At 51.1% G+C, this 26,609-nt stretch carries 24 protein-coding genes; 19 read left to right on the top strand and 5 right to left on the bottom strand.

Annotation, left to right across the window (positions count from 1 at the left end; genetic code table 11):
• Positions 1-4 precede the first annotated feature (4 nt).
• The 4 genes from U5R06_09260 to U5R06_09275 all read left to right on the top strand — a co-directional run bounded on the left by U5R06_09260 (position 5) and on the right by U5R06_09275 (position 3,147).
• Complete coding sequence (locus U5R06_09260; protein ID MDZ7722970.1) at positions 5-1,540, top strand: Rne/Rng family ribonuclease; 1,536 nt, start codon at positions 5-7, stop codon at positions 1,538-1,540.
• Between the two features lie 153 nt (positions 1,541-1,693).
• Positions 1,694-2,005 carry a 50S ribosomal protein L21 gene (gene rplU / locus U5R06_09265; protein ID MDZ7722971.1) on the top strand — a complete coding sequence of 104 codons (312 nt, stop codon included), beginning with the start codon at positions 1,694-1,696 and terminating at the stop codon, positions 2,003-2,005.
• Between the two features lie 22 nt (positions 2,006-2,027).
• Positions 2,028-2,279 carry a 50S ribosomal protein L27 gene (rpmA, locus tag U5R06_09270; protein MDZ7722972.1) on the top strand — a complete coding sequence of 84 codons (252 nt, stop codon included), beginning with the start codon at positions 2,028-2,030 and terminating at the stop codon, positions 2,277-2,279.
• Between the two features lie 70 nt (positions 2,280-2,349).
• On the top strand, positions 2,350-3,147 hold the full coding sequence (locus U5R06_09275; GenBank protein MDZ7722973.1) for a PhzF family phenazine biosynthesis protein: 798 nt from the start codon (positions 2,350-2,352) through the stop codon (positions 3,145-3,147).
• A gap of 152 nt (positions 3,148-3,299) precedes the next feature.
• Here the strand turns inward: U5R06_09275 and U5R06_09280 are convergent, their stop codons facing one another.
• The 5 genes from U5R06_09280 to U5R06_09300 all read right to left on the bottom strand — a co-directional run bounded on the left by U5R06_09280 (position 3,300) and on the right by U5R06_09300 (position 7,130).
• On the bottom strand, positions 3,300-4,043 hold the full coding sequence (locus tag U5R06_09280; GenBank protein MDZ7722974.1) for an isoprenylcysteine carboxylmethyltransferase family protein: 744 nt from the start codon (positions 4,041-4,043) through the stop codon (positions 3,300-3,302).
• A 104-nt stretch (positions 4,044-4,147) separates the two neighbouring features.
• Positions 4,148-5,251, bottom strand: a complete 1,104-nt coding sequence (locus tag U5R06_09285; GenBank protein MDZ7722975.1) for a hypothetical protein — start codon at positions 5,249-5,251, stop codon at positions 4,148-4,150.
• A gap of 140 nt (positions 5,252-5,391) precedes the next feature.
• Positions 5,392-5,736, bottom strand: a complete 345-nt coding sequence (locus U5R06_09290; GenBank protein ID MDZ7722976.1) for a hypothetical protein — start codon at positions 5,734-5,736, stop codon at positions 5,392-5,394.
• Between the two features lie 16 nt (positions 5,737-5,752).
• Complete coding sequence (locus U5R06_09295) at positions 5,753-5,965, bottom strand: hypothetical protein (protein ID MDZ7722977.1); 213 nt, start codon at positions 5,963-5,965, stop codon at positions 5,753-5,755.
• A 22-nt stretch (positions 5,966-5,987) separates the two neighbouring features.
• A complete protein-coding gene (locus U5R06_09300; GenBank protein MDZ7722978.1) occupies positions 5,988-7,130 on the bottom strand; it encodes a beta-galactosidase in 1,143 nt (380 codons plus the stop codon).
• A 233-nt stretch (positions 7,131-7,363) separates the two neighbouring features.
• Between U5R06_09300 and U5R06_09305 the strand changes: the two genes are divergently transcribed.
• The 15 genes from U5R06_09305 to U5R06_09375 all read left to right on the top strand — a co-directional run bounded on the left by U5R06_09305 (position 7,364) and on the right by U5R06_09375 (position 26,582).
• Positions 7,364-8,803: a Gfo/Idh/MocA family oxidoreductase gene (locus U5R06_09305; GenBank protein MDZ7722979.1), complete on the top strand. Its 1,440-nt coding sequence runs from the start codon at positions 7,364-7,366 to the stop codon at positions 8,801-8,803.
• Between the two features lie 954 nt (positions 8,804-9,757).
• On the top strand, positions 9,758-10,144 hold the full coding sequence (locus U5R06_09310; GenBank protein ID MDZ7722980.1) for a hypothetical protein: 387 nt from the start codon (positions 9,758-9,760) through the stop codon (positions 10,142-10,144).
• A 385-nt stretch (positions 10,145-10,529) separates the two neighbouring features.
• Positions 10,530-13,502 (top strand): glycoside hydrolase family 2 TIM barrel-domain containing protein, encoded by a 2,973-nt coding sequence (locus tag U5R06_09315; protein ID MDZ7722981.1) that lies wholly within the window; start codon positions 10,530-10,532, stop codon positions 13,500-13,502.
• Positions 13,503-13,576: 74 nt separating this feature from the next.
• Positions 13,577-15,034, top strand: coding sequence for a hypothetical protein (locus U5R06_09320; protein ID MDZ7722982.1), 1,458 nt, complete (start codon positions 13,577-13,579; stop codon positions 15,032-15,034).
• A gap of 30 nt (positions 15,035-15,064) precedes the next feature.
• Positions 15,065-16,288, top strand: coding sequence for a sulfatase-like hydrolase/transferase (locus tag U5R06_09325; protein MDZ7722983.1), 1,224 nt, complete (start codon positions 15,065-15,067; stop codon positions 16,286-16,288).
• A gap of 94 nt (positions 16,289-16,382) precedes the next feature.
• Complete coding sequence (locus tag U5R06_09330) at positions 16,383-17,915, top strand: GH116 family glycosyl-hydrolase (GenBank protein MDZ7722984.1); 1,533 nt, start codon at positions 16,383-16,385, stop codon at positions 17,913-17,915.
• Positions 17,870-19,036, top strand: a complete 1,167-nt coding sequence (locus tag U5R06_09335) for a GH116 family glycosyl hydrolase (GenBank protein MDZ7722985.1) — start codon at positions 17,870-17,872, stop codon at positions 19,034-19,036. The genes U5R06_09330 and U5R06_09335 overlap by 46 nt, the downstream gene beginning before the upstream one ends.
• Before the next feature lie 72 nt (positions 19,037-19,108).
• Positions 19,109-20,215 (top strand): DUF5009 domain-containing protein, encoded by a 1,107-nt coding sequence (locus U5R06_09340; protein MDZ7722986.1) that lies wholly within the window; start codon positions 19,109-19,111, stop codon positions 20,213-20,215.
• 1 nt (position 20,216) lies between these two features.
• On the top strand, positions 20,217-22,463 hold the full coding sequence (locus U5R06_09345; GenBank protein ID MDZ7722987.1) for a family 20 glycosylhydrolase: 2,247 nt from the start codon (positions 20,217-20,219) through the stop codon (positions 22,461-22,463).
• On the top strand, positions 22,460-22,774 hold the full coding sequence (locus U5R06_09350; protein MDZ7722988.1) for a sulfatase-like hydrolase/transferase: 315 nt from the start codon (positions 22,460-22,462) through the stop codon (positions 22,772-22,774). The genes U5R06_09345 and U5R06_09350 overlap by 4 nt, the downstream gene beginning before the upstream one ends.
• A complete protein-coding gene (locus tag U5R06_09355) occupies positions 22,731-23,036 on the top strand; it encodes a hypothetical protein (protein MDZ7722989.1) in 306 nt (101 codons plus the stop codon). Before U5R06_09350 ends, U5R06_09355 begins: the two co-directional genes overlap by 44 nt.
• A 26-nt stretch (positions 23,037-23,062) precedes the next feature.
• The gene (locus U5R06_09360) at positions 23,063-23,791 is read left to right on the top strand and encodes a hypothetical protein (GenBank protein ID MDZ7722990.1); all 729 of its coding nucleotides are present in this window, start codon (positions 23,063-23,065) and stop codon (positions 23,789-23,791) included.
• 17 nt (positions 23,792-23,808) lie between these two features.
• Positions 23,809-24,465, top strand: coding sequence for a hypothetical protein (locus U5R06_09365; protein MDZ7722991.1), 657 nt, complete (start codon positions 23,809-23,811; stop codon positions 24,463-24,465).
• Positions 24,466-24,579: 114 nt separating this feature from the next.
• Positions 24,580-25,347 carry a hypothetical protein gene (locus U5R06_09370; GenBank protein MDZ7722992.1) on the top strand — a complete coding sequence of 256 codons (768 nt, stop codon included), beginning with the start codon at positions 24,580-24,582 and terminating at the stop codon, positions 25,345-25,347.
• A 56-nt stretch (positions 25,348-25,403) separates the two neighbouring features.
• Positions 25,404-26,582 carry a DUF362 domain-containing protein gene (locus U5R06_09375; protein MDZ7722993.1) on the top strand — a complete coding sequence of 393 codons (1,179 nt, stop codon included), beginning with the start codon at positions 25,404-25,406 and terminating at the stop codon, positions 26,580-26,582.
• Positions 26,583-26,609: the final 27 nt, after the last annotated feature.

Genomic DNA, 26,609 nt, shown 5'->3' on the forward strand with positions numbered 1-26,609 from the left:
ATTTATGAAACGAAGAATATTAATTAACGAATCATTGGGAGAGACCCGTATAGCCATTTTGGAAGACCAATCTCTGGTTGAACTTTATTACGAGTTGCCGGAAAATGAACGCATGGTCGGGGATATTTATTATGCCAAGGTTGCCAAGGTTATTCGGGGACTCCAGGCCGCTTTTATTGATATCGGGAAAAAACAGGATGCGTTTCTGCACTTTTCCGATCTGGACCCCAGATTACTGGGTTTTGATCCGCAGAGCAAAAAAGAAGAACAGTTTAAACATGTGGGCAAAACTGACCGCTCGCATTCCAATAATGATGTTCCCATTCACAAGGGACAGAAAATACTGGTGCAAATCACCAAAGAACCCATTTCTAAAAAGGGCGCCCGGGTGACAACCGATATCTCAATTGCCGGCCGTTTTCTGGTGCTGGTTCCCAACGAAGATATGGTTGGTATTTCGCGTAAAATCATGCGCCGGCGGGAACGCAGACGTCTAAAACGGGTCGGGCATGAGATTAAACCCGCCGGATTTGGACTTGTGATCCGAACTGTGGCCGAAGACCAGGATGAAGATGCGTTGCGCGCCGATTGTGAACAGTTGATCAAACGCTGGGAAAAGATGGTAAAAAATATGCAGAGCGTGCATCCGCCGGCGATTGTTCATAAAGAAATGGGAGTATTATCCAGTGTGGTGCGCGATTTGTTTACCTCCAATATCACAGAACTGATCATCGACTCGCGAAAAATGCATCGTGAAATCGTCCGCTATCTCAAGGACGTGTCGCCTCAGCTCGTGGAACGGGTTAAACTGCATCAGGAAAAAACGCCGATCTTTGATAAACACGGTATAGAAGCACAGATTAATAAAAGTCTGTCCCGCAAAGTCTGGCTGCAAAAAGGCGGCTACCTGTTCATTGATCATACTGAAGCGTTGACGGCCATTGATGTCAACAGCGGCCGCTTTCGCGGCAAGTCCAATCATGACGCCAATAGTCTGAATATCAATCTCCAGGCGGCAGATGAAATTTCAAAACAGCTGCGTTTGCGTGACATCGGCGGAATTATTATCATTGATTTTATCGATATGGTTCAGGCCGAAAACCGCCGCAAACTGGAGCAGCATTTTGGGCGCTTGTTAAAACGCGACCGCGCTCAGGTGAATATCACCAAGTTGTCGGAATTCGGCATCATTGAAATGACGCGTGAACGTGTCAGGCCCACGTTGCTGTTTTCGATCAGTGAACCCTGTCCCGCTTGTATGGGTACCGGACGTGTTATTTCCAAATCGACCATGCTGGCCAAAATCGAGCGCTGGATCAAACGTTACAGAAGCAGCGGCGGCGAACGCAGTCTGCAGATTGTGGTGCATCCGGAACTGGCCAAATATTTGACCGCCGGTTATAAAAACCCGCTTCGTAAAATAAGCTGGAAATACTGGACACGTGTCAAGGTGATCACCGATGAGAATATCAGTATGGATGATTTCCGCTTCCTTAACCGTACCGGTGAAAAGGATTTGACGGATGAATTTATGGCTTGACATTGTAGGTAAAATTCATTATTTTTATAAGCTTTATGATTCACGGGATCATGTTTCGGCATGATTGTTACTCATTGACAAAAATCGTTTTATATATCCGTTCGTTGTTTGAATGAAATGGTGTGATGACCCGTAAAAATTCGGAGAAATAATATGTACGCAATAGTCGATATCGCTGGTCAGCAATTCAAAGTACAAAAGGACGATATCATTACCACTCAACGTCTTGAGGATGAGAATGACTCGAGCGTCGAGTTTGATAAAGTGTTGTTGGTTTCCAATGACGGCGATACCCAGGTGGGAACACCTTATGTAGAGGGAGCCAAAGTAACGGCCAAGGTTGTTGATCACACCAGAGGTAAAAAAGTCGTTGTGTTCAAGAAAAAAAGAAGAAAAGGCTACAAGGTCAAACGCGGACATCGTCAGGCGCATACGCAGCTGCAGATTGAAGACATTGTAGTCTGAGTGATACAAAGAGGAGATTATTATGGCTCATAAGAAGGGTGTCGGAAGTAGTCGAAACGGACGCGACAGCAATCCCCAGATGCTCGGTGTCAAGCGTTATGGCGGACAGCAAGTGACTGCCGGCAGCATTATCGTACGTCAGCGCGGTACCCGGATTCATCCGGGTGAAAATGTTGGCCGCGGAAACGATGACACACTTTTTGCCAAAATTGACGGCAAGGTACAGTTTGAAACACGCGGCAAAAAGAAAAAATATGTCAGCGTTCTGAATTAATACGACTATTTTTTTGAAATGCATAAGCGTGATTGTTTTTATGGCAATCACGCTTTTTTTATTTAAAGGCATGCTTATGAAAATATATCAGGTTGATTCGTTCACCACGGTTCCCTTTCGCGGCAATCCTGCCGGGGTTTGTCTGTTGCAGCAGCCGGCGGAAGAGACCTGGATGCGGAATGTGGCCGCAGAAATGAACCTGTCCGAGACCGCTTTCCTGGTGCCGCGGTCAGACGGGTATGATCTTCGCTGGTTTACACCGGCTTTGGAAGTGGACCTGTGCGGCCATGCCACGCTGGCATCCGCTCATATCCTCTACGAAGAGCAGATTGTGTCGCGTGACATTCCGATCCGTTTTTTCACAAAGAGCGGTGAATTGACGGTTGTGCCCAAAGTATCCGGACTGGAAATGGATTTTCCGGCGGAACCTGTGAGCGAGATCCAGACGGCGCCGGTTCTTCTGCGCGCCCTCGGCGTTACACCGGTATACAGCGGACAAAATCGGCTGGACATACTTTTACAGTTAAAGTCTCCTCAGGACGTTGTGGATGCGAATCCGGATTTTACAGCCTTGTCGGAGATTCCGATTCGCGGTGTCATGATCACCGCCGAGGCTCTGGAACCGCGCTATGATTTTGTCTCCCGCTATTTCGCACCGGCTGAAGGCATCGACGAAGATCCGGTCACCGGCTCGGCGCACTGTGCACTCGGTCCCTTTTGGGCTGAAAAACTGCAAAAAAAAGAGTTGACCGGCTATCAGGTCTCCAAACGCGGCGGACAGGTCGGCGTGAAAGTAGAGGGAAATCGGGTTAAATTGTCAGGGCAAGCCGTTACGGTGTTTCAAGGCGAGTTAAACGCCATTCGCTGATTGTCAATAGAGTCGCTACCCGGGTCGTAAACATGTTCTTAATATCAGAATAGGGGGTACGATGAGGTGTAGTATAGGCTCGGCGTTTTTTGCCGGACCGCAGGACTGATTGAACGGACAGTTCTGTTGCAAAGGGCACTGCAGCCGTCGAATTAACGACCCTCAACAGACAGTTTTTTCTTTTTCTTCAACGTGCGCAGTGTATAAAAGAGCGCAAATGTTAAAAGAAAAGCCACGAGCCAGCCAAACCCGGATTCAAACCTGAAATTTCCGAAAAAATCGGCGCCATAGTGCGTGAACGTAAATGCGGTGATCATTGTCATAAACGTCGAGTGTTCACGTTTGAGAACACTTTTAAGGGAAAATCTCAAATCAGGTTTTTTCCATAATTTCAGGTTTGGAAAAAACGCCGGCGTGCGCTCCGCCCATTGGGTAAACGACTCTCCGAATTTTTCCTGGAGAAATTCTTCCTCCCGGGCCATAATCCGTTCATAGTAGGCAATAAAGGCCAGAATAGAAATGAGCATCAACCACCAAACCAGCGTGTACATGACCAGTCCCAAATAGATCATAAAATTTGCGAGATACAGAGGATGCCGGACGATCGAATAAATGCCTGTGGTGTTCAGAGCGTTGGCTTTTTGGCCTCCGGTATTGCGTCCCGAGGTCCCTTTGGGAACGAACCCTACGATCAGTATCCGAATTAATAATCCTGTGCCCGAGATTAAAATACAAAGAGTGCGGAACACACTGATAAAGGCAGGGTTGGCGGCCTGAATAATGGGTTCGGTGTAAGCAAATGTCAGTAAAAGCAGGGGAGTTAAGGTAAGCGGCATGTAACTGCGATGCTGAAACAACCATTCGCCCTGTCGTGTGAAAAGTTTTTGTAATGTCATAATATGCTTTGAATCAAGTTTGTGTTCTTTTTTAAAAGATAAAAAGAATGTAGCGAAAAACAAAGTGAAAAAGAGGTGATCGTTGGGTGTTTAAATACCCGATTTCAATAATAAGAGGTTCTGATATAAAATTCCGAGGCATAGGTGCCGCCCGTCAGGTTCTGCTCGCCTGCGTAATTTTGAATGCCGATGGCATCCACAGACGCGGCGATCCGGTACCAGCCGCTACTCAGTGAAATTGTACGCGTGCCGCCGCTGCTGATGACGAGCTTTTTACTCTGAGGCCCGCTGTAACGGACGGTGAGCGTATATTGTGTGCTGTTTTTAATTTCCAGTTCGTTGATGTTGCGATTGTCGCCGGATGACGTTTTGCGCATGAGCGGCAGGTCACCATGCTCACCCCGGAATATTTCATCCACTTCCAGGTCTATGAGTTTCTGTTCTGCTATTCCGGCATATTTTCCACCCGGACAGGTATCCAGATAGTTGTGATAGGCCGCGGCAGAGTTGCGTTGCTGCGCCTGCTGCCAATACGTCTGGTCGAGGGCATTCATGTTCTGTTTTGCGATTCTGGCATGGGGAGAATAGGGATAAGCTCTGATAAATTCAAGATAGGCAAGAAACGTATTTTCATGTGTCGCGTTCTGCCATGCGGACTGTTCACCCTTGACATGTGCGAGCCGTTGCCGCGCCGCTTTGCTGTATGAGCTGTTTGGATGTCTTTGGATAAAGCGTTCATATGCTTCCGCTGTGTGAGCAGCTGTCGCGGATTTCCAGTCCTGCTGTTCCGAGAGTTTAAAAAGTCTTTCTTTCGCTTGTTTAAGATACGGTGAAGCGGGATAGGTGTTGATAAACTCGCGGTAATCTGTGATGCGGTCTGCCTCTCTGACCTGCTGCCAGGCCTGCTCCTGCCGCAGTTGCTGCACTTTATCCCCGGCAAGCGCTGCATAGCGGCTGTCCGGAAAATAATGCAGGAATTTTTCATAGTGTTCTATTGTGTTGTTTTCACAGACGGCAGCCCAGGCCTGGGGTTCCAGCAGGCCTTTGAGTTTCTCCCGGGCGGCCGGTGTGTATTTGCTGTCCGGATGTTTTTTAATAAACGTCCGGTAGGCCGCAATCGTATGTTCCTGTGAGGCGCGTTCAAAATGCCGTTGTGCTGCGCAGCCTGTCAGTAAAAGAATGAATAATACTGATATAACGTATCGCATGTTAATTCCTGTGAGTTGATATTTCTATTGATTTTCCCAGTTCAACGGTATCACCATATTTCATGTATGGTCCGCATTTCGGAATCCGCCGGGACCGTCTGCGGTCGCGGCAAACAGATAGTGCCGCAGGCCATTCCCGATCAGCAGCTGCGGCCGCCCCAGAACTCCCGGCCGCGCACCGGCAGGGCAATATCCCGGAATTCATACGGACCGGCGGGTTCTTTGCTGACCGCGCGCACGATCTCGGAATAGAACACATATCCCTGCATAAAAGGTACGGATTTCGGCCAGTGTGAAGCGTACAGGTAAAAGTCCGTCGTCTCGATGCAGGGGGCGCTCCATACCCAGTAATCCTGCATTCTGAATCCGCCGTCCTTGGGCTCCGGCGCGAGAAGCGCGGAAAAATCAGTGATGCTCTGCAGTGTTTGCCTCTGCGTACAGGCGAACAGGAGGGCGGCAGCGATCAAAACGTGGATGTATTTCATGTCTTTCCTCTTTGCATTATTGATTCCATTCCAGAACCAGTGTTGAATTGGGCCGGAGCTGTATCGGATATTTTAGGTTCGTATTACCGAATTTAATCACCGGCAAGCCCTTTGGGACGTGCAGATCCGGTATCCGGGGTTCCGGATTGCGGTTGACGGCGATCATCCAAAGCGTGTCATTCGCCTGCAGCCAGCGCAGGGTCATGTTTTCAACAGGGGACGCCAGCATCGGAATATCATTACAATAGGGCTCAATGTAGCGGCTGAGAAAACGGGACAGCAGCGGCTGTGCATCCTGAAAAAATGTCCGGTTTTCCTCGAGGATGCGGGCGATTTTCGATGCCTGGGTAAGACGCGCTGTCGCTTGTCCCTGATAATCGAGCATGTTCCATTCGCCGGCTTTTGCCCTGCGCGCGCCAGTTCAGCAGCCGGACGGCAGAGTAGATATTGTTGCCGCCCTGCAGTTCCGTTACCCAGAACGGGTTGGGTTCACTGGCGCCGCGGATCAGGTCGCAGACATAGGAAACGCCCATCGTATATTGAATGCGCTTCAGCATGCCGAAATGCCAGGCCACGTGAATAGACGCGCCGAGGGAGTGCAGCATATCCCGCCAGGTGTGCAGTTCATAATTGGAGAAAATCAGATTGCCTACAAGACCATGTGGATTCAGGTGCAGCGGCGTGTCGGGATCGTGTTTGCGGATCTCATCCGCGATCCACTGCATATACCAGGTGAGGTGCTCCTGGCCGAATTCGCGCCAGTCGTACCAGGGATCCGGGTCCATCCAGCCGTAACGTTCCCAGTCGGGATTATAGTTGATATTCTGAAAAGAACGGTAATCGTGGCGCCAGACTGCATTCAGCGAATCAATGGATTTGTATTTGTCCTGCAGCCATTTGCGATAACGGTGTATCGTCCCAGGTCCGGTATTGTGAGGCCGGCCCGGTTCGTTTTGCTGCATCCAGGCGTAAAGGGCTGGGTGACCCTGATAGCGTTTTACAACTTGAGAGCTATAGAGCTTTTGCTGGTCCAGCATCGCGCGAGTTCCCGGCATCTCATCGTGCTGGGTGGCCGGAACACCGCCGCGAAACACCGGTGCGTGCGTGGGGGCAAGACTGGCGACGATTTTGATATTGTATGTGGCCGCCGCTTTAAAGGCTTGATCGTAAAGGCTGAAATCCCAGTGATCCGGTGCCGGTTCAAGCACATCCCACATGATAAACAGGCGGGTGATGAACATGTGCAGATCGGAAAGGGTTTTGAACCATTGGTCGATATCGCCTTGGGTCTGACCGGGTTCAATCCAGATCTGTGCGCCCAGGGTCGGGATTTCCGCCGTGTGCAGTGATCCGCACAGAAATAGAACAGCGCAGCCTAACAGAAAGTATCGCATACGTGTCTGCCTTTCACAATTGCGTGGATGTCTGAAACGATGTAAAATTTGTATAAAAGTAAAGTGGTAAACACTATTTTTTATCCGTTGCAATTTATTTGATGAATCAATACATTAATTACACCGGTTCAGTTCGGATTAACTGCTTTTTAGCTGTAAAATTGTTCAGAATTTTCTTATATTTATATGATTATATAAAGTGGATTTTAAACGAGGTTTGTATGGAACTGAACATGACAAAACGCGAATTCTTAAAAACAATGGCCTGGGGCAGTGCGGGATTGATGCTGCCCTCGGCAAAGGTATGGGGCGCCAATGACCGAATCAATGTCGGGGTGATCGGATTGCGCGGCAAAGGCAACCATCATATGCAGCTGTTCAGTGAGATTCCCGGCGTTCAAGTCACAGCTTTATGTGATGTAGATTCGGATATCCTGGATCAGCGTGTGAAGGAGATGCAGGAAAAAAATAAAGTCAAGGCGTATACAGATGTCCGGGAGCTGTTGGATGATAAACATATCGATGCCGTGGTGATTGCCACCCCGAATCACTGGCATTCATTGATGGCGGTGTGGGCCTGTCAGGCCGGCAAGGATGTGTACGTGGAAAAGCCGGTGTCTCATAATGTATGGGAAGGCGGTCAAATCGTCAAAGCGGCGCAAAAATACAAACGCATTGTCCAGGCCGGAACCCAGAGCCGTTCGGATGAGGCGCTGTATCAGGCGTTTGATTATCTGCAAAGCGGGCAGCTGGGAAAGATTTTGCTGGCGCACGGTCTGTGCTATAAACCGCGCAAAAGCATCGGAAGGGTCGACGGTCCGCAGCCGATTCCCGAACAGATTGATTATGATCTGTGGACCGGTCCGGCGCCGCTAAAACCGCTGCGGCGCGAACAGCTGCATTATGACTGGCACTGGCAGTGGGATACCGGCAACGGCGATATCGGCAACCAGGGTGTGCATGAAATGGACATGTGCCGCTGGGTGCTGGGATACGATAAATTGCCGGAACAGGTGTTCAGTATCGGCGGACGTTTCGGATATAGAGACGACGGAGAAACGCCCAATAGCCAGATTGCCGTGTTTGATTACCAACCGGCGCCGATCATTTTTGAGGTGCGCGGATTACCGGTGCGCAAAGATGCAGACTATATGGACAATTACAAAGGCGTACGCATCGGAATTGTCGTCAAATGCCAGGAGGGTTATTTTGCCGGCGGCGGGGGCGGCGGATGGATGTATGACAATGACGGCAACCGCATTCAGCAGTTTTCCAGCGCGGGCGGCGGCGGACATCCGCAGAATTTCATCGATGCGATGCGGTCGCGCAAAACCGGTGATTTGAAGGCGCCGATCAGAGAAGGACACCTGTCTTCCGCTCTGAGTCACATTGCTAATATTTCGCACCGCATCGGTCATCACAGTACCCCCCAAGTGATTCAGGAGTCGATTGGCAACAAATTTGTCAATGACACATTCCGCCGCTTTGAGGAGCACCTGTTTGCCAACTGGGTGGATCCGGAAAAAAGCCGGCCGGTTCTGGGTCCGAACTTGACGCTAAATCCGGAAACGGAACGATTTGTATCGCGGGAAATTTATGATGCCGAATACTGGGCCAACAGGCTGGTCAACGGCAGCTATCGGAAGCCGTTTGTGATGCCGGACAAGGTGTGAACCGGATGCTCCTGTTTGAACGCAAGCTGTGCCGGGAATGCTGTTTTCAGCATGCGGGTACCCATACAAAGAAAAGGGGGAATACATAAAACTAACAGTACGTACTGCAGTACATACTATAGTACGTACTGGAAGCAGATTTGAATGCTGTCACGCAACTATGATTGTTGACGGAATTTATGCTCAGGCCGGACGCGAAACGCAATTTCGTGAGCACGGGCGTGGCAATATGAAATGTTGCAACGAGGTTGTGCCGCGAGGCGGGGCCTTGTGATGATCCTGTATCTGGTCGCTCTCGATAGTCATTGCGGGTAGCGACATCCGTATTCGATCGCCCGGGAGTTCGATCCCGGGCGTGCGTTGTGTGGAGACATCGGTCTCCGGCCCCCTCGGCGTGGGAGCAGGATTGAGCCATATCGGCCTATCTTTAAATTGTGGGTTCGGTTTTATGACAATCCTGCTGCAACGCTGGCTCTGATGCTGCGGCTCGTCCGTGCTGCTATTGGGACGGATGTCCCGGTTCATTGTCCACCCTGGATGGATATCCGGGGCGATCTTTTTGAGAATGAGCAGGCGCTCTACTCCGATTGCCCGGGAGTTCGATCCCGGGCGGGTGCTGAGTGGAGACATCGGTCTCCGGCCCCCTGGGCCTGTGAGCAGGATTTGGCCATATCGGCTTGTGTTTGAGTGATGGTCTCGGTTTTATGACAGCCGTGCGGTCACACCGGCTCTGATGCTGCGGCTCGTCCGTGCCGCCTGCGGGACAGATGTCCCGGTTCATTGTCCACCCCGGATGGATATCCGGGGCGATCTTGTGTGTCGGCACGGTTTTGTATTAAAGGGGAACAGCCTGTTGTGAATCTTTTTAATTTAAAGCTTGATATCTCGACGCTTTTTTAATAATTTAAAGAGATCATTGTAATATTTTCAGTGCTTTTTTTAAAAGGGGTAACCATGCAGAAAAAATACAAGCTTTCACCGCGGGAAAACTGGTATATCATTCTTGTTTTCAGTTCCATTCCTCTGGTCCGGTTGCTGATGGAACGAACCTTGAGCCTGTCTCTGCTTGTCCAGGTGCTGGTTTACATGCTTGCCTCAACAGCTATTGTTGTGAGCCGGAGTCAGGTTATAGCGGAGATTAAAGACAATACCCTGCATGTGTATAACGGTATCGGGCTTTCTGATCCGGATCATTTGCAACTGTCACGAATCTCCGGAACACAACGAGTGACCAGCCGGTTGTTAAACATTCAATACGAAGGACGAACCCTGTCCGTGGAGGGGTATAAAAAAGTATTGGATAAAGTGGAAGCAGATTTGAATGCGATCACACAATCATAACGTTTAACGGAAATCGCAGGCGGGCATGGGCGCTGAATTGAATTCTTATAATTCCCTGCTTGTAGTTATTCCGCACCCCCTTTAGAATGTAAACTATTGTCTTTTCTTTCCGGCATACAAAAAATCCATTGATTAAATATATTCATTTGTTATATTTAAATACGACTGTTATGTACCATTCTGATTCTACTCAAAATTCGGTTTTATATTGATTTGAACCGCAATTTTCTCACAGGATCCGAGATCAAGGGCAAGAGCGTACGGTTGCATGAAAGCTGTTTGAATCAAAATGGTTTGTCTCGGTTGTAGATTGTCAATCGCGTCAAGCCGATGGGATAAAAATTGATGTTGCCGGATTTCCGGTTAAAATGACGAGGGAACTGTGATGAAACGTTTGAGATTATGTATAGTCATATTCGCTATCGCCGCGGCAGCGGGCGCGGTGGTGCCGGAACAGGATTCCGACTGGATTCGTGATTTGAACGGCACCTGGTCGTTCAGCCTGATTGAAAAAACACCGCAACTGACTGATGATCCATACACCGTGGTCAATTCAAGCGGATTTGAATGGTCAGAGATCACGGTGCCGGGCAACTGGGAGACAGCGGGGTTTGAAGAACCGCAGTACGGATTCCCGACGGATTCGCTGGCCGGTTTGTATCAACGTACGTTTCAAGCCGATTTTCCGCAGGACCGCCGGGTGATTCTGTTCTTTGAAGGCGTGTCATTCGGATTTGACGTCTGGGTCAATCAGAAACGCGCCGGAGCATTCCGCAGTGCATTCAACCGCTCTGAATTTGATATCTCTCATCTGGTCAAACGGGACAGTCTGAATACCCTGACTGTGATCGTATACCGTGATCACGCGCAGGTCGGATTTGACTGCAACGATGCCTGGGCGTTGTCCGGGATTTTCCGCGATGTGTATCTGTACGGCTGTCCGGATACGTTTATCGAAGACGTAACCGTGAATACCGAAATTGAAACCGGGACACCCGCAGCTGTGACTGCGGATGTGCTGGTGCATTCATACACGGACAGCGCCGCTGAGGTCACCGCAATAGCTCGTCTGAGCCGGGATAACAGGGTGGTTGCTGAGCAGGAACTGCCGGTGACTCGAAAACACAAAGCTTATCTATCCAAATCTCTGAGTTTTGAACTTGATGTGGCCGGGGCAAAGTTCTGGACCGCGGAGACGCCGAATTTATACGATCTGCAGTTGACGCTTGTGCGGGACGGCGATGCTTTGCAGACGTTGCATCAGAACGTGGGCATCCGCGAGGTGAGTATTGACGGGCACGTGCTGAAAATCAATGGCCAGCCGGTCAAACTGCGCGGCGTTTGTCGGCATGAAATTCATCCGGAGGCGGGTCGTGCGCTGCGCGAGCGGCACTGGCGTCAGGATATCGAGCTCATGAAAGCCGCCAATATCAATGCGGTGCGCACCTCGCATTATCCGCCGCATCCGCGGTTCATCGAATTGTGCGATGAATACGGACTGTATGTGATCGACGAAGTGCCGTTCGGATTCGGCGATGAACTGCTGTATCAGCCGCAGTCGCTGCCGTTTCTGCTCGAACGTGTACAGCACACTTTGGACCGCGACAAAAATCACCCGTCCGTGATTATCTGGAGTGTGGGCAACGAGCACCCGGCCACCCGTTATGTCACAAAAGCGGCGCAGGTGGTCAAACTGCTGGATCCCGGACGACCGATCCTGTATCCGCACAACGCCGCGCCGTGGATTAAACGCGATCTGGGCGGACTGGATGCGTTTATTGATATTTTCGCGCCGCATTACGATAGCGTGGAAAAAATCCGCGAGCTGGGTGAACATCCTATGAGCGGTCATCCGGTGGTGTTTACTGAACTGAATCATTCTTTGGATCAGGCGTTCGGTAATTTCAAACCCAAATGGGAGGCGATTCAGTCTTACGATAACCTGGCCGGCTGTTTTATCTGGGTGTGGTCGGATCAGGGGTTGCGGCGCCGGATCAACGGCCGCGGGGTCATCGATTCATACAAGGATATCAACGAGTTGCGATTCCAATCGGACAATCTTTCCGCAGACATTTACCTGGATGAAAATACCATTCTGGACAGTCACGGACAGTACGGCACGGACGGCATTGTTCTGGCCGACCGCCGGCCGCAGACTGATTATTATCAGGTGAAAACTGTTTACAGTCCGGTTGTGATTGAAGAGACACGGCTGCCGGTGCGGGCGGGACTGCAGAAACTGCCGCTGACGGTGATGAACCGCTATGATTTTACTGATTTGAGCGGCCTCGCCTTCATTTTTCAACTTGAGGTCAATACCCGCAAACAGGCTGCTTTTTCGCTGCCTGTGAACCTGGCGCCGCATCAAACGAGGGTCCTGGAGGTGCCGGTCACTGTTCAGGAAACCGATCTGGATCAGGAACTGATTCTCAAGATTCAGGCAACAGATGCGGAAAATCGATGCGTTTATGAGCACAGCGTGCAGCTGATGGGGCCGCGGCGGCGGCTGACGGCCGGACTTTTACCGCGGGTAGACGTCCCGGACGGCGCCGGGGAGATTATAAACGAGCCGCGTCAACTGCGGTTTGATGATGGAGATTTGATCCTGTCGCCGGACGGGACGTTTCGCGTGAACCTGAACTCTGGTTTGACCCTGCAGGGACCAGATCTGCGCGTCGGACGCAAACCGACCATGGCGGAACGCCGCCAGGTTCAGGACCTGTGGGAACCGGCCATACTGAACCAACCGATACAAGGAGAATGCCGGATCGTTGATTCGCGTTATATTCTCAGCCAGGAATATGCGCGTCCCGGTTTTCCGGAACAGCGCCTGCAGTTGACCCTGTTCATGCGTCCGGACTCGGGATCTGTGAATGTCGACTATGAAATCACGCTCATGGATTGTAAGGGGCAATTGCTGGAACTGGGACCGGTATTTACCGTCTCGGCCCCGGAGGCTTGCGTACAGTGGCTGGGCGGGGGACCGTTTGCGTCGTTTCCGCGCAAGCAGGCGCTGAACCGCCGGGGCGTGTTCTGTATCACGCCCGACAACCGATTTTTCACCGGAAACCGCATGCACGTGGACGCAGCCGCGGTGTTGTCCGGGAAAAGCGGCGCGGCCCTGCTGTGTGATGATGATCCAGTGGCCTGGACGGCAAACGACGAGGGTCGTATTTTACTGACCCATAATACGCGCGTGGCATCCCCGGGTACCAAGTTCAAAAAACCCCGTGTACAGATTGCTGCAGAAACTCTAAAATCAACAAACGGATCATTTCGCCTCGAGTTTTGGTCCGGAGAGGCGCCATCCCGATTGCAGGGTATATTCGGCACCCTTGTACCCCCCTTTCAGGAATAAAACACCTGTTACGGGAGGTGCATATGGACAGAAGAGAATTTTTAGTAATCTGCTCAGCAGGGATAGGAGGTATAATGATCGCGCCCGAATTTGCCAAAGCCTTTGATATCAATGTGCCAGGCGCCTTGAATACGCAACTGAATGTCAAATTTGTCAATACCGGTATTGTTCATGAAGCGTTCTGGGAAGGCTCCTGTCGATGGGGCAGTAAAGAATTTTTAACTCCGGAAGCGGAAAAACAGCGTCTGAACCAGATGCTGCAGGAGTTTAAACAAAAACTTGCAAATATGCAGATACCGGCCGATTTTAATTTTCTCACACCGGTCACCATGTACGCCTGGGTGGAAAAGGGAAAGCCGGAGATCACGCTTCCGGAGGAACAACTGAATATCGTGCGGGAGGATGCTGATGAAAGCGATGTCTATGTGGTGACGCATCCCCCGGAAGGTGTATGGATTGCGGAAGCCTTTAAAAAGCCGGTCATTATTTTGCAGGAACAGGGCTGGGGAGTGGATATGGTGCCGCGCATCCGGATGAAGGGAATCAGCAGCTATCAGGCGCATAACTGGGATGAACTGTTTATAAAGCTGCGGCTGTTTGCGGTGAAAAAAGCAGTGGCGCACACCAAACTATTGAATATAACCAATCTACCGGATAAAATGGTCTATGGCGTAAACAGCGGCATGATTGATCTGGAGCCCCTGAATGAAAGATACGGCATGGATCACGAGTACATGGATTATCAGGCGTTTTTCGGGCGCATGGATGAATTGAAACGTGATAAACGGGTGCGGAAACAGGTCAAGAAAGCGGCACAGGAGTTACTGAATGGCGCACAGGACAGCAATATGGATCTGGAGGCCGTCGAGGATTCCTTGATGTTTTATTATACATCCCTGGATCGCCTGCAGGCCACCGGGTCCAATGCCTTTACCATCGAGTGTTTCGAGCTGTGCAGCACATTGGAACCCTGGAAACGCCGGTTCACGCCCTGTCTGAACAATGCGCTGCTCAAAGACAGCGGTATCCCGGCTGCCTGTGAAGGGGATATCAATGCTCTGATGGCTATGATGATGCAGCTGTACCTGTCGCGCAAAGCGGTCTATATGGGAAATCCGAATTTTGATTTTGAGACCAATATGCTGAATCTGCACCATTCCGTGGCATCGTTAAAGATGATGGGACTGGACTCGGGAAAATCACCCTATTCCATTCACAGTTTCACCCATTCAAAGTTCGGCGTTACCCTGCGGCATGACTTTACAAAAGATATTGGAAAGTATGTGACATTGGGACGATTTGATCCCCAGGGTAAGAGCATGCTGATGACCCGCGGTGAGATCACCGGAGGCGGCGGTATGACCGGATACGGATGCTCGCAGAATGTGGATATTGCAATCCCCAACGCCTACGAATTCTGGCGGGAATCGCAGAATTACGGCCATCACCTGGCGATGGTTTACGGTGATTATGTGGAAGCAGTGCGCGATCTCGGCGATTTGATGGGATTTCAAGTGGCACGTATTGTATAAATTCCGTAATAAAAAAATCTTAAAGGAATCATGAACAGACGGGCATTTTTGAAACATACAGCAGCGGGCGCCGCTGCAGCAGCGCTCAGCCTGCGTTGCGGAGAATATACGAAAAAACCGTTAAACGTGCTGTATATCTGTATGGAAGATCAGAGTCCGCGGCTGGGCTGCTACGGGCATCCGGTGGTACGCTCACCGCACATTGATGCGTTTGCAACGAAATCTGTGTTATTGGAGGACTGTCACTGTCAGGTGGCTCTGTGCACACCGTCCCGCACCAGTATCCTCACCGGTGTGCGTCCGCAAACCAGCGGCATGGTCAAAATTGATGACAACTGGCAAAGCATGCTGCCGGATGCGGTGTCGCTGCCGCGGCATTTCCGCGAAAACGGGTATTATACCTTGTGTGTGGGCAAGATCTCGGATCCACGCTGCGGAGGGATGGATGAGGCCTGGGTGCGATTCGAAGAAGAATGGGGGGTAACGGAGAATGCAAAGCCTCTGGCCGCTTTGCAGGACCGGCCGTTTTTTCTGGCTATCGGATACAAGCAGACGCATGATCCCTGGACCCCGAGTCAGCAGTCCCTTGATCTGTATGATCTCGAGGACGTAGAGCCCCCGGGAACAGGGCATACCTACAAAGATAAAACGCTGTCCGATCTCGAATTAAAAAAGCTGATCCGACGGTATTATGCGGATATCACTGATGTGGACCGGTTGATTGGTGAACTCCTTGATGCGGCCGGGCAGATCGATCTTTACGATCATACCATCATCCTTGTCGGCGCCATGGATCACGGGTACAGCCTGGGTGAACGCGGCCATTGGGGCAAAGGCAATAATGCCGATCGCGAAACGCAGGTGCCTCCGCTCATCCGCGTGCCCGGCAATCCGGCCAATGGTCAGCGTGCGGCCGGACTTGTCGATTTGTATCCGACTCTGATCGATTTGTGCGCTTTACCCGGGCCGCCGCAGCAGCTGCAAGGATACAGCCTGCGAGGTCTGTTGGAACAGCCAAACCGCGACTGGAAACAGGCCGTATTCAGTGTGCGCGCTTATTATCCGGACGTCGAGTGCATCAAAACCCAAACACATACGTTTATTTCCTTGCCGGACGGCCGGGTTGAGCTCTATGATCGCGTTCAGGACGCAAAGTGTCCGAACAATATTGCATCGAAATATCCGGATGTTGTGCAGCACATGCAAAAGCTGCAAACAAACGGCTGGCAGGCCGCACTGCCAAAGAATGCTTGATCGCCGCCCCGAATGAACAGGAATGAAATGATAGTAACGTTGACCGCTTAACTCTAACACGTTCAGACCTTTGACCTTTAGCTTTGGAGTCTGTATGAAAAAAACAGCAATATTTTATATGTTTTTTCCAATGCTGTTATTCATTACTGCGGAATCCTGTCTTTCGGTTTCCTACAGCGGCGACAGTCTGCGCCATCTGCATATCCCGGTGGGCGGAATCGGCACCGGCAATGTTCTGTTGGGCGGACGCGGTAACATCCGGGAATTGCAGTTCTTCAATACACCGCAGCGCGACGAGCTGCCGCCGGTGATGACGTTTTTCGCTCTGCGGGCGCAGAAACGGGGTGAGTCGACTGTGCTGCGCATCTGTGAACGGCGGCTTTTCAATGATTTTCCCAATCCATTCGGGGTTCCCCGGCAATCTCTGTCCGGCTGTCCGAGATTTGCCGAAACCGTCTGTTCCGGTACCTTTCCCGTTACAAACTTTTGTTTTCGCGATGCAAAGGTACCGATCCATGTAAACCTGACTGCCTACAATCCGTTTATTCCCCTGAATGTGAAACACAGCAGTCTGCCTGCTGCTGTGTTTAAATGGACCCTGGTCAATCCTTCTGATCAACCGGTAAAGATATCCCTGTGCTTTAATCTGGGGAATGTGCTGAAACATCAAAACCGCCGTGCGGATCGACCCAATTATCCGGTAATCAATCGTGTTGTGGAAACGGACCAGTACAGCGGCGTGCATATGCGCACACAGATCGATTCTACGAGGCCGGGTTATGGGGAAATTATGATGTTTACCACCGAAGAACAGACTGATTTACAAACCCGATGGTACCGAGGCAGCTGGTGGGACAATGCGCATCTCTTTTGGTCGGATTTCAGAGATGACGGTCGATTGGTACCGAGACATGATGCCGCACCGAACAAATCCCGGAATCCGGATGTGGCATCCCTGCTGGTTCATCGAACCCTAAAACCCGGTGAGACGTGTATGATTCCGTTTATACTCACCTGGTATGTGCCGTACCGCATGCCGGAAGCCTCCATGAGTTTCGGCAATCCTGAAGCCGAACGGCCGATTCGGAATCATTATGCTGACCGTTTCAAAAATGCGCGCGCTGTAGCGGATTATATGATTGAGCATGAACACAATTTATTTAAGAAAACTCGCGCTTTTCAGGAGGCCCTCTATTCTTCTTCATTGCCGGAAACGGTGATTGATGCCCTAACTGCAAGCATGGTTCCTCTCAAAACGCATATGCTCACTCGCTCATCCGAGGGACATGTGCATGCATTTGAAGGGCTGGGCAATGATTTTGGCAGCTGTCCCGGTAACTGTACACATGTGTGGAATTACGCCCAGACCATGGCGTTTCTGTTTCCGCAGCTTGAACGGAATATGCGCGAGACCGCTTTCGAGTACGCGACCTTTAAGAACGGTTATCAGTGTTTTCGCACGCCGTTTCCCGTCGGCAATTATTATTTCAAAAATGTGGCCGCTGACGGTCAAATGGGCAATATTATGCGGGTATACCGCGATTGGAAATACTGCGGCGATGATGACTGGCTGCGTGCTCTTTGGCCACAGGTCAAGGCAGTCTGGAATTTGCCTGGAAGGGTGTAGGCGAGCTCGTGCATACGTATCCCTGGATGAAAAACTGTCCCGTACCCTGGGACCCATACAAGCAGGGCGTACTGCGCGGCGATCAGCACAATACCTATGACTGTAATTTTTTCGGCATGAACATGATGACCAGTTCCCTGTATCTCGGCGCACTCAAAGCCTGTGCCGAGATAACGGAGTATCTGAATGAACCGGAAACGGCGCGCGAGTATCAGAGTTTGTATGAAAACGGACGTGCGCTTTGCGATTCTCTGCTGTGGAATGGCGAGTACTATATCCAGCGGGTGGAAGTCATCGACGGTGTGACGGTGCCCGAAAAATACCGGAATCCGCAAGATGCGCCGGGAGGCGCCGGGATCAAGTATCAATATGGAGACGGCTGTTTGTCCGATCAGCTTTTGGGTCAGTATCTGGCCTATATTACCGGTCTTGGTATGTTGACCGACTCGCTGAACGTGCGGACTGCATTGAACAGCATTTATACCTATAATTTTCAGGAAACGTTCACCCATTTTGAAAATGTACAACGGGTCTATGCCCTGAATAAAGAATCCGGATTGACCATCTGTTCCTGGCCAAAGGGAAACCGGCCGGATATCCCATTCCCTTACGCGGATGAAGTCTGGAGCGGCATCGAATATCAGGTGGCCGCATCTCTGATCTATGCGGGCGAGGTGGAAAAAGGTCTGCAGCTGGTGGATGCCGTACGCGGACGCTACCGCGGTTACAATCGTGATCCATTTGCTGAGATCGAGTCTGGGCGCTATTACGCGCGTTCTCTGTCTGCCTGGGCGCTGTTGACAGCGCTGTCCGGCTATCAATACGATGCGGTCCAGTCACGTCTAACATTTCATCCGCGACTTGCAGCGCGGCCCTTTCATTGTTTCTGGTCATGCGCCGGTGGTTGGGGCAGTATGATGCTTGGCAGCCGCAATGCGGTGCTGAGTCTACAGCATGGGATATTGGACTTGCGCGAGCTGCAATTGCCATTCAGCAGTATTGACGCGGTTGCTCTGAATGGACAGCCTGTTGAGTTTCATAAAACGGAAACCGGAATACAATTTGCTTCTTTATCGCTGTCTGCCGGTGATTCGCTCAGGATGACCGGAATGTTTGAGTGATAAATGCAACAGATGACAGGATTTGATACAACTGCTTGAACAAACATCGCAATGCTAAGAATGAGGAACATCATGGGTGAACCACAAAAACGTTTGACATCACTGGATGCGCTGCGCGGATTCGATATGTTCTGGATCGTCGGCGGTGCGTCTGTTTTTATTGCACTGGCCAATCTCACGGATTGGGGCGTGCTGAACTGGTTTGCGCATCAACTGCATCATGCGGAATGGGATGGATTCCGGTTTTTCGACAATATTTTCCCCCTGTTTTTGTTCATCGCCGGTGTCAGTATGCCGTTTTCCTTTGCCAAACGCGTTGAGAACGGGCAGACCTGGAAACAGATTTATAAACACATTTTTATTCGTGCCGGACTTTTGGTGCTGTTCGGATTTATTTACAATGGTCTGCTGCAGTTTAATTTTGAATCCATGCGCTATGCCAGTGTTCTGGGACGTATCGGCCTGGGCTGGCTGTTTGCCGCCTTGATTTACTATCACACCTCTTTGCGCGGACAGATTATCTGGTTCGTCGCCATTCTGCTGCTGTACTGGGCGGCCCTGATGCTGATTCCGGTGCCGGGATTCGGAGCCGGAGATTTGAGTATGCAGGGCAGTCTGGTCGGGTATGTGGACCGCATGCTGCTGCCGGGTGTTTTATATAAAACGGTTCACGATCCGGAAGGCATTTTGTCCACCATCCCGGCGGTCGCTACTGCGCTCATGGGTGTGTTCACCGGGCGATTTCTGCGTTATGTGTCGGAATTCTGGACACCGGCGCGCAAGGCCGCGGCGATTTTAACAGCCGGTGCGTTGTCTATGGGACTCGGCGCATTGTGGGGCCTGGTGTTCCCGGTGAACAAGAATTTGTGGACCAGTTCATTCGTTCTGGTGGCCGGCGGACTGTCGCTGATTCTGCTGGCCGTGTTTTACTATGTGATCGATGTGCGTGGAATGAAAAAATGGGCGTTTCCGTTTGTGGTCATTGGATTGAATCCGATTACCATTTATATGTGTCACGGCGGATTCATCGACTTTGGAGCCACATCGGAGTATGTGTTCGGCGGTGTGATGTCACTGGCCGGCGCGGCCGAGCCGCTGATTGCCGCTGTTACGTATGTTCTTGTGGGCTGGCTGTTTCTGTATGCATTGTATCAATTAAAACTATTCCTCAAGGTGTAATATGAGAATGATCTCATTACTTTTAATGCTTTTCGTCGGCATGGGGTATGCAGAGATTCCCGTCATTCCCCGGCCGCAGACTGTCCATGAACAAAAGGGTTCATATGTTGTCCAGGACAGCATGACTGTGAAATCCGACATGTCACTAAATCCGTATCTGATTGATGCGTTTCGTGAATGCGCCGGATTAAAACTGCTTTGCACGAATGCGTCTCCGGACCTGATGCTCTCGAAAGATGCCGCATTTGAGAAGATCGGCAGTTACAAACTGGTAATCGAACCGGACGGCATGGTGTTGAGCGCAAAAGACCGATCCGGAATGATTTACGGGATGCAGACCCTGCTGCAGCTTATTACGGATCGGCAGCTGCAGCATCCGAATGACCCCGTTGAGCTCCGCGCTATGATTATAACGGATGCGCCGCGTTTTGAGTGGCGCGGCATGCATCTGGACGTGTCGCGGCATTTTTATCCGGCTGACTATATAAAGGACTATATCGATTTTCTTGTTCAACACAAGATGAATGTTTTTCACTGGCATCTCACGGATGACCAGGGCTGGCGCATCGAAATCAATGCGTATCCCAAACTCACCAAAGTAGCGGCCTGGCGCAAGGGCACAGGACAGCAAGACTGGAATTACGAAATCGAAGCGGCAGAGCCGGGCGAGCCCCGTTATGGTGGATTCTATACGCAGGAGGAGGTGCGCGAGATCGTCGACTATGCACAGCAGCGTGGTGTCACCATTGTGCCGGAAATTGAAATGCCCGGACATTCCTGGGCTGCGCTTTACGCCTATCCGGAACTTTCCTGTTCCGGTGAACCCTGGGTTAAACCGGACAGTGTGGTGTTTGAGTTCAGCGATCCGTTTTGTGCCGGAAATGAACAAACGTTCGAATTTCTCGAAACGGTTCTGGACGAGGTGATAAATCTGTTTCCCTCGGAATTTATTCATATCGGCGGCGATGAGGCCAAAAAAAGCCCCTGGGAACACTGTCGCAAGTGTCAAAAACGCATGCAGGAAAAAGGTCTTGATAACGTCCACGAGCTGCAAAGCTGGTTTATCAGGCGTATTCAGAAATTTGTCAACTCCCGCGGCCGCCGCATGATCGGCTGGGATGAAATTCTGCAAGGCGGACTGGCGCCCGGCGCTGCGGTCATGTCATGGCGCGGCTTTGCAGGCGGACTGCAAGCGGCGCGCGCCGGACATGATGTGGTGATGGCGCCGTCGCAGTTTGTCTATCTGAACCGGGTGCAGGGTGATCCGCAGTTTGAGCCTTTTGGATCGCGGCCGGCGCTTGATGTAAAGACGGTATACGGGTTCGACCCGATACCGGCGGAATTGTCCGGAGACGCCCAAGACCACATTCTCGGCGGCCAGGGCTGTTTGTGGACCGAGCATATCCCGGATACGGCGAGGCTGGAGTACATGCTGTTTCCGCGTCTTTTGGCGCTTTCTGAAGCGTTGTGGACGCAGCCGGATTCGAAATCCTATGATCATTTTTATCCGCGCATGGCCCGGAGACTGCTGGCGCTGTCCGGCCAGGGTGTTAATTTTCGGCGTCCGGTGCCCGGCGGACTGCCGGAACGCGTGTTGTTCAAAAGCGATACCAGCGTGACCCTGGTCAATCCCCTGAAAACCCTGGGAGCGCAGGTACATTATACGCTTGATGGGGAAAAGCCGGATGTGGATTCGCCGGTTTACAGTGAGACGGTACGCCTCACAGATTCGGCGGTGCTGAAAGCGCGATTGCGTTTCCCGGACGGCAGTTTCAGCAATACAATACGCGCACTGTTTCACAAGATCGATCCGGCGGTGAACGGTTTGATGTGCGAATACTATGCGGGCGGGCCCTGGGTGCAGTTGCCGGATTTTGCAGGGCTGAACCCGCTGCGGACAGAACGAGTGCAGGAGATCGGCCCTGATGCTGTTGCGCATCGCGACGATCAGTATGCCTTGCGGTTTACCGGTGAGTTGACTATCGCTCATGATGACACACTGACATTTTATACATCCAGTGATGACGGTTCGCACCTGATCATCAACGGGAAAACGATAGTCATGAATGACGGCGTGCACGGCACGGTGACGAAAACCGGTCGCGTGTATCTGACTGCCGGACGCCATGATCTGTGCGTGGAATTTTTTGACGCCCAATACGGGCAGGTGCTCGAGGTGGGTACGCTTACAAACAACGGAGAAAACCTGCCGTTGAGTCCGTCTAATCTGTATTTCAAAGAGCAATGATGAACCGGCGAACGTTTTTAAAACATTCTGTGACAGCGTCGGCGTTGCTTTCAGCGGGTTGTACCCTAAAGCGCCCGAAACAATCGCGCCCCAATATTTTGCTGATCATGGCGGATGATATGGGCTATTCAGATCCGGGCTGCACGGGCGGAGAAATCGAAATGCCCCATATCGACCGTCTGGCAAAAGAAGGCCTGCTGATGACCCGTTTTTACAATAGTTCCCGCTGCGCCCCTGCTCACCGGTGTGCATCCGCACCAGGCGGGTATGGGACGGATGACCGAAGGGCTGATGTATCCGGACAGCAGTGAAATTCCGGCTTGTCAGGGATATATCAAATCAAACTGTATCACCCTGGCTGAAGCGCTGCGGGAAAACGGGTATCACAGGGATCGAAACGTCTGGGAGCTTTATGATATGCAAGCTGACGGCACGGAATGCCATGACCGTGCCGCCGAGTATCCGGATGTGGTGAATTCTTTGAAACAGCGCTATTTCGCATGGGCCGAACGCGTCGGCGTGATACAGGATACCGATTCATTGATCCTGGCGCGCCATGCGGACTGGTTTTAGAAATCTGAATAAATGCCGAGGTCTGTATGAAAACAATGATACTATGGGCGATATCGATCTTGTTTCTCACCTGCAGCCCACAGCCGGTTGACAAGGGCATCCGGCCGTGGCCGGAGAATCCGCGTTACTGGCAGTACAAGGGGGAACCTGTACTGCTTTTGGGCGCGTCCGATAATGACAATCTGTTCCAGTCGGAGGATATGATCACTCAGCTGGACAGTCTGGCCGCCGCCGGCGGCAATGTGATCCGCAACACCATGAGTTCGCGCGATTCCGGTGACCTGTGGCCGTTTTATCAGCGCGCGGACGGATTATACGATCTGGATCGCTGGAATGACGTCTATTGGACCCGGTTTGCGGAGCTTTTAAACGCCGCCGAGGCGCGCGATATTATTGTTCAGATTGAAGTCTGGGACCGGTTTGATTATTCCCGGGATTCCTGGCTGAAAAATCCGTTTCATCCGGAAAACAATATCAACTACAATGCGAACAAAAGCGGACTGGCTGCCGAGTATCCCGAGCATCCGTACAAGGATCTGCAGCCGTTTTTTCACAGCATCCCGGGTATGCCGCGCTATGTGACTGAACTGGATAGGGTGCGACAGATTCAGGAACGACGGGTGGCTAAAATGCTGTCTATTTCGCTGCAGCACGGCAACGTGCTGTACTGCATGAATAACGAGACCAATACCCGGCCGAGTGGGGTAAAACCTGGATCCGCTTTATTCAGGAAAAAGCGGACTCGGCGGCAGTAACTGTCTATTGTACTGATATGTTTGACGGATTTTTCCGGCCACAATCCAGTCCCGAACTGCAGCATATGCTTACGAACGCAGACCTTTATTCATTTCTGGATATTTCCCAGATCAACAGTCGCAATTTGAATCAGACGCACTGGGATTCGTTGCGCTGGATTCTTGAGCAGCGCGAGCAGTCGGTGATACGCCCGGTCAACAATACCAAAGTCTACGGTGGACCTCAGGAACGCGATATATTCGGTTCGGCTCGGGATGGTGTGGAAAAGTTTTGCCGTGATATTGTGGCGGGCTGCGCCTCAGCGCGGTTTCATCGTCCACCTTCCGGCAATGGTTTATCGGCATTGGCCACATCTGCTCTGCGCGCGGTTCGTCTGGTCGAACAAGATGTCAAATTTTGCAACGGTACACCGCAGATGCAGCGTCTCAGGCACCGGCAAGCGGATGAAGCTTATGTCACCGGACGTCCCGGTGAATGGTATGTTGTCTATTTCCCGGCAGGTGGAAACATCGAGTTGACCTGTGAAACGCAATCACGATTCACCATCAAATGGATCAGTGTCAAAAACGCGACACAGGTTTCTCAAGAGTCTGTACCAGATACCCGATCTGTTGAATTGCGCACGCCGGATGAATCAGGCTGGTTTGCGGTTTGTCTGAGAAACAATCAATGATAATCCTGTTTTCGAAAAGAGAGGGAAGAGCTTGGAGAAAATATAGTTGTATCCCGTTTTCGAAAATTGTATATTGTGTGAACACTTAACAAGGAGAGCGCTATGGTTCGTTTTATGAAAAGAAAACTTTTTCGGCATTGTGAGAAAACCGGCAAGATTACCGGTATCCAGTTAAAATCATGGTATTCGTTTCTGTTCCTTCCGATATTGGGTCTTTTGGCGACGGGCTGGATCGTGATACGGCTTTTGCCCAAACCCAATCGCCTCACTTATCCCTGTATGAAAGTGGCCATACCGCTGTCATCATCCTTTTTTGTGTTTCTGGCCGGACTGTTGACCTCTGTTTTTTCCATCAAAAAACTGGGCGATCAGTTCCGCCGCAGAACCTTTAATCTGCCGTTGATCGCATTGCTGGTGGTTGGCGCTTCGATGGGATTGTTTTTGGCGATCAGCGGATCCAGTGAACCGGGTTATGCCGCTTTTGCAACCATCCAGCAGCCGGCGAATCAGCCGCTTGGTGAAGCCAAAGGTATATTCCCCGGACGTGTGGTCTGGGTCTTTAATCCCGATGCGACCAACGAAAACTGCACCAACACCCACGACGGCAGCGGGGTGCCCAGCAGCGGTGACGACGGCTGGTTTTTGAATAAAAATAACGATCAGGCCGTTATTGATCAGATGTTCTCCAATGTGCTGCAGGGTTTTACGGAACTGGAAACCGATTCTGCGGCCTGGGACACTCTGTTCAAATATCACAATGTGCAGCGTGAAAAAGGCGGGGTCGGATATCAGCCCGGTGAAAAGATCTTTATCAAGGTGAATTCAACAAGCGGCTGGGGGTTTGGTCAACCCTGGGCAATATTACCGAGAATTACACGGTAGCTGAAAACGACTGGTACGGCATTTCCGAAACGTCTCCGCAGTTGGTGCTGTCTGTTTTGCGTCAACTTGTGAATGTGGTGGGTGTTGCGCAGTCTGATATCTATATTGGAGATCCGATCCGCAATATCTACAAGCACCGTTTTGAACTGTGGAACAGCGAATTTCCCGATGTTCATTATATGAATTACAATGCGGGCGGCGCAGGCCGTGAGCAGGTCACACCCTGCGACAGCGCGGTTATCGATTATTCCGACCGCGGAACGGTCATACCTGCCGGAACGGATCATCTGTATCAGGTCTTTATGGATTGTGAGTATCTGATCAATATTCCGACGCTCAAAGGACATAAACATGCTGGCGCGACCATGTTTGCCAAAAATCATTTTGGATCTCACACGCGTGAAAGCGCTCAACATCTGCATCCGGGACTGGTTGATCCGGTTAAAGGTGAAGAGGAAGACAACCGCTTCGAGTATGGCGTGTACCGGGTTCAGGTTGACCTGTTGGGACATGAACTGCTGGGCAAAAAGAATCTCTTTTACCTGATGGATGCCCTGTGGTCCGCGGGCATGGAAGTCACACAGCCGAGTAAGTGGAAAATGGCGCCGTTCAACGGAGACTGGAGTTCCTCGCTGTTTTTCTCCCAGGATCCTGTGGCGATCGAATCCGTTGGTTATGATTTTCTCAGGGCCGAATATACCATTTTTACCCATCCCTATGAAACGCATGTGCAAATGCCGGCCACCGATGATTACCTGCAGCAGGCAGCCGATTCATCCTACTGGCCGGACGCTATTGTCTATGATCCGGAGAATGACGGCACGCCAATTACCAGTTTGGGTGTGCATGAGCATTGGAACAATTCTGAAGACATGCAGTATTCGCGCAATCTGGGCACCGGCGACGGTATCGAGCTGGTCAAAATGCTGCAATCCCCCTCGGCTGTGGAATCGGATGTACAATTGGCAACAACTTTTAAACTGAATTCGTATCCCAATCCCTTCAATCCGGCTGTGACGCTGGAATACCGTTTAGGGCAGCCTGCCGAGGTTCAAATATCAATCTATGACGTGACCGGTCGTCTGGTTGCAGATTTGCAGGACGGCTATCAACAGGCCGGCAACATAACCCGCCGGATTAATTTTGCTGATTTTGCTGTGAGCAGCGGACAATATTTTATTCAGGTCAATGCTGACCGTCAAATGGCTTTTACAAAAGTCACATTTATCAAATAAGGTGACGCCTCCGGTTGTCCTGTGACG

The organism is candidate division KSB1 bacterium (assembly GCA_034521575.1).
In the GTDB taxonomy this organism is placed as follows: Bacteria; Zhuqueibacterota; Zhuqueibacteria; order Residuimicrobiales; family Krinioviventaceae; genus JAXHMJ01.

Coding starts and splice junctions, on each gene's coding strand:
- U5R06_09290 (MDZ7722976.1), bottom strand. CDS start 5,736: ATGAAATACATCCACGTTTTGATCGCTGCCGCCCTCCTGTTCGCCTGT.
- U5R06_09310 (MDZ7722980.1), top strand. CDS start 9,758: ATGCAGAAAAAATACAAGCTTTCACCGCGGGAAAACTGGTATATCATT.
- U5R06_09280 (MDZ7722974.1), bottom strand. CDS start 4,043: ATGACATTACAAAAACTTTTCACACGACAGGGCGAATGGTTGTTTCAG.
- rpmA (MDZ7722972.1), top strand. CDS start 2,028: ATGGCTCATAAGAAGGGTGTCGGAAGTAGTCGAAACGGACGCGACAGC.
- U5R06_09275 (MDZ7722973.1), top strand. CDS start 2,350: ATGCTTATGAAAATATATCAGGTTGATTCGTTCACCACGGTTCCCTTT.
- U5R06_09365 (MDZ7722991.1), top strand. CDS start 23,809: ATGTTTGACGGATTTTTCCGGCCACAATCCAGTCCCGAACTGCAGCAT.
- U5R06_09370 (MDZ7722992.1), top strand. CDS start 24,580: ATGAAAAGAAAACTTTTTCGGCATTGTGAGAAAACCGGCAAGATTACC.
- U5R06_09305 (MDZ7722979.1), top strand. CDS start 7,364: ATGACAAAACGCGAATTCTTAAAAACAATGGCCTGGGGCAGTGCGGGA.
- U5R06_09260 (MDZ7722970.1), top strand. CDS start 5: ATGAAACGAAGAATATTAATTAACGAATCATTGGGAGAGACCCGTATA.
- U5R06_09355 (MDZ7722989.1), top strand. CDS start 22,731: ATGGGACGGATGACCGAAGGGCTGATGTATCCGGACAGCAGTGAAATT.
- U5R06_09285 (MDZ7722975.1), bottom strand. CDS start 5,251: ATGCGATACGTTATATCAGTATTATTCATTCTTTTACTGACAGGCTGC.
- U5R06_09300 (MDZ7722978.1), bottom strand. CDS start 7,130: ATGCGATACTTTCTGTTAGGCTGCGCTGTTCTATTTCTGTGCGGATCA.
- U5R06_09350 (MDZ7722988.1), top strand. CDS start 22,460: ATGATGAACCGGCGAACGTTTTTAAAACATTCTGTGACAGCGTCGGCG.
- U5R06_09345 (MDZ7722987.1), top strand. CDS start 20,217: ATGAGAATGATCTCATTACTTTTAATGCTTTTCGTCGGCATGGGGTAT.
- U5R06_09320 (MDZ7722982.1), top strand. CDS start 13,577: ATGATCGCGCCCGAATTTGCCAAAGCCTTTGATATCAATGTGCCAGGC.
- U5R06_09340 (MDZ7722986.1), top strand. CDS start 19,109: ATGGGTGAACCACAAAAACGTTTGACATCACTGGATGCGCTGCGCGGA.
- U5R06_09315 (MDZ7722981.1), top strand. CDS start 10,530: ATGAAACGTTTGAGATTATGTATAGTCATATTCGCTATCGCCGCGGCA.
- U5R06_09325 (MDZ7722983.1), top strand. CDS start 15,065: ATGAACAGACGGGCATTTTTGAAACATACAGCAGCGGGCGCCGCTGCA.
- U5R06_09360 (MDZ7722990.1), top strand. CDS start 23,063: ATGAAAACAATGATACTATGGGCGATATCGATCTTGTTTCTCACCTGC.
- U5R06_09295 (MDZ7722977.1), bottom strand. CDS start 5,965: ATGCTGGCGTCCCCTGTTGAAAACATGACCCTGCGCTGGCTGCAGGCG.
- rplU (MDZ7722971.1), top strand. CDS start 1,694: ATGTACGCAATAGTCGATATCGCTGGTCAGCAATTCAAAGTACAAAAG.
- U5R06_09330 (MDZ7722984.1), top strand. CDS start 16,383: ATGAAAAAAACAGCAATATTTTATATGTTTTTTCCAATGCTGTTATTC.